The 3,559-nt window shown below is 56.8% G+C and carries 2 rRNA genes; both read right to left on the bottom strand.

What is annotated here, in order from left to right:
* Position 1 precedes the first annotated feature (1 nt).
* Positions 2-118: ribosomal RNA gene (rrf, locus tag ABZ809_RS34405) — 5S ribosomal RNA — on the bottom strand.
* 89 nt (positions 119-207) lie between these two features.
* A 23S ribosomal RNA gene (locus ABZ809_RS34400) occupies positions 208-3,316 on the bottom strand.
* Positions 3,317-3,559 lie beyond the last annotated feature (243 nt).

Raw genomic sequence — 3,559 nt, 5'->3', positions numbered from 1 at the left:
TGTCCGGCGGCGTCCTACTCTCCCACACCCTCCCGAGTGCAGTACCATCGGCGCTGGAAGGCTTAGCTTCCGGGTTCGGAATGTAACCGGGCGTTTCCCCTCCGCCATAACCGCCGTAACCCTATCAACATATCAAACAACACCACACACAAACCGTGGTCTGTTGTTCGTTTGCTGTGAGTTGCACAGTGGACGCGTAGCAGCTTAGTAGTCAAGTCCTCGGCCTATTAGTACCGGTCAACTGAACCCGTTACCGAGCTTACATTTCCGGCCTATCAACCCAGTCGTCTAGCTGGGGGCCTTACCCCCACAAAGTGGGGTGGGATACCTCATCTTGAAGCGAGCTTCCCGCTTAGATGCTTTCAGCGGTTATCCCTTCCGAACGTAGCTAACCAGCCGTGCCCCTGGCGGGACAACTGGCACACCAGAGGTTCGTCCGTCCCGGTCCTCTCGTACTAGGGACAGCCCTTCTCAAGTATCCTACGCGCACGGCGGATAGGGACCGAACTGTCTCACGACGTTCTAAACCCAGCTCGCGTACCGCTTTAATGGGCGAACAGCCCAACCCTTGGGACCTGCTACAGCCCCAGGATGCGACGAGCCGACATCGAGGTGCCAAACCATCCCGTCGATATGGACTCTTGGGGAAGATCAGCCTGTTATCCCCGGGGTACCTTTTATCCGTTGAGCGACACCGCTTCCACTCGCAAGTGCCGGATCACTAGTCCCGACTTTCGTCCCTGCTCGACCTGTCAGTCTCACAGTCAAGCTCCCTTGTGTACTTGCACTCAACACCTGATTGCCAACCAGGCTGAGGGAACCTTTGGGCGCCTCCGTTACCCTTTAGGAGGCAACCGCCCCAGTTAAACTACCCACCAGACACTGTCCCTGAACCGGATAACGGTCCGAAGTTAGATACCCAAATCAACCAGAGTGGTATTTCAAGATTGCCTCCACCCATACTGGCGTATGAGTTTCACCGGCTCCCACCTATCCTACACAAGCTAATTCGAATACCAATGTCAAGCTATAGTAAAGGTCCCGGGGTCTTTCCGTCCTGCCGCGCGTAACGAGCATCTTTACTCGTAATGCAATTTCGCCGGGCCTGTGGTTGAGACAGTGGGGAAGTCGTTACGCCATTCGTGCAGGTCGGAACTTACCCGACAAGGAATTTCGCTACCTTAGGATGGTTATAGTTACCACCGCCGTTTACTGGCGCTTAAGTTCTCCGCTTCGCCCCGAAGAGCTAACAGGTCCCCTTAACGTTCCAGCACCGGGCAGGCGTCAGTCCATATACATCGAATTACTTCTTCGCATGGACCTGTGTTTTTAGTAAACAGTCGCTTCCCCCTGCTCTCTGCGGCCATACAACGCTCCACCCGCGCGGGGCTTCACGTCTCCGGCCCCCCTTCTCCCTAAGTTACGGGGGCAATTTGCCGAGTTCCTTAACCACAGTTCGCCCGATCGCCTCGGTATTCTCTACCTGACCACCTGTGTCGGTTTGGGGTACGGGCCGCTAAGAACTCGCTAGAGGCTTTTCTCGGCAGCATAGGATCACTGACTTCACCTGAATCGGCTCGGCATCACGTCTCAGCCTACATGTGCTGCGGATTTGCCTACAGCACGGCCTACACGCTTACCCCGGCACAACCACCGGCCGGGCTCAGCTACCTTCCTGCGTCACCCCATCGCTTGACTACTACCCGCCAGGTTCCCACGCTCCCCAACATCAACCCGAAAGTCTCCGCTGGTTTGGGTGGTTAGCACAACGAGGTTCATCAGGGACGCTCTTTCGCGGGTACGGGAATATCAACCCGTTGTCCATCGACTACGCCTCTCGGCCTCGCCTTAGGTCCCGACTCACCCAGGGCGGATTAGCCTGGCCCTGGAACCCTTGGTCATCCGGCGGAAGGGTTTCTCACCCTTCTTTCGCTACTCATGCCTGCATTCTCACTCGTGCCGCGTCCACAACTAGGTCACCCCGCTGCTTCACCCCCGGCACGACGCTCCCCTACCCATCCACACACCTGCACAAGGAATCAAGTCCAAGCGAGGTAAAAATGTGAATGCCACAGCTTCGGCGGTGTACTTGAGCCCCGCTACATTGTCGGCGCGGAACCACTTGACCAGTGAGCTATTACGCACTCTTTAAAGGGTGGCTGCTTCTAAGCCAACCTCCTGGTTGTCTATGCGACCCCACATCCTTTTCCACTTAGCACACGCTTAGGGGCCTTAGCTGGTGATCTGGGCTGTTTCCCTCTCGACTACGAAGCTTATCCCCCGCAGTCTCACTGCCGCGCTCTCACTTACCGGCATTCGGAGTTTGGCTGATTTCGGTAAGCTTGTGGGCCCCCTAGACCATCCAGTGCTCTACCTCCGGCAAGAAACACACGACGCTGCACCTAAATGCATTTCGGGGAGAACCAGCTATCACGGAGTTTGATTGGCCTTTCACCCCTAACCACAGGTCATCCCCCAACTTTTCAACGTTGGTGGGTTCGGCCCTCCACGCGGTCTTACCCGCGCTTCAGCCTGCCCATGGCTAGATCACTCCGCTTCGGGTCTAGGACACGCGACTGAATCGCCCTATTCAGACTCGCTTTCGCTACGGCTCCCCCACACGGGTTAACCTCGCCACATGCCACTAACTCGCAGGCTCATTCTTCAAAAGGCACGCCGTCACCCCGCAAGGCTCCGACGGATTGTAGGCGAACGGTTTCAGGTACTATTTCACTCCCCTCCCGGGGTACTTTTCACCATTCCCTCACGGTACTCGTCCGCTATCGGTCACCAGGAAGTATTTAGGCTTACCAGGTGGTCCTGGCAGATTCACGGCAGATTACAGGGGTCCGCCGCTACTCGGGAACACCCACAGAAGACCAGCCACTTTCACCTACCGGACTATCACCGTCTACGGTCAGCCTTTCCAGACCATTCGGCTAGCAACTGGCTTTGTAACTTCTCAAACAAGTGTCAGCTTGTTCAGCAGGGTCCCACAACCCCGACCACGCAACCCCTGACAGGTATCACACGCAGCCGGTTTAGCCTCAATCCGCTTTCGCTCGCCACTACTCACGGAATCACTATTGTTTTCTCTTCCTACGGGTACTGAGATGTTTCACTTCCCCGCGTTCCCCCCATACACCCTATGTGTTCAGGTGTAGGTGACTGGACATGACTCCAGCCAGGTTTCCCCATTCGGACACCCTGGGATCACAGCTTGGTTGACAGCTCCCCCAGGCCTATCGCGGCCTCCCACGTCCTTCATCGGCTCCTGGTGCCAAGGCATCCACCGTTCGCCCTTGACAACTTGACCACAAAGATGCTCGCGTCCACTGTGCAATTCTCAACAAACGACCAACCCACAACCCAACAGTGCGACACCAAACCCGACCACCGCCGGCGGTATGCCACACCAGGCCATGCCTGGCAGCCCAACGAAACCCTCACGGCTCCGTCTCCAAGGCTCTGAAAGACAACCCACAGGTTGTTCCTTCAGGACCCAACAGGGTGCTATCCGCCTTCCCCCAGCCGCACCAGGACCCCGTTCCCACCACCC

The sequence above is a fragment of the Micromonospora sp. NPDC047074 genome, assembly GCF_040643815.1.
GTDB lineage: Bacteria > Actinomycetota > Actinomycetes > Mycobacteriales > Micromonosporaceae > Micromonospora.
Note: the sequence above shows the minus strand (reverse complement) of the source record. Positions and strands in the feature narration are given on the sequence as shown.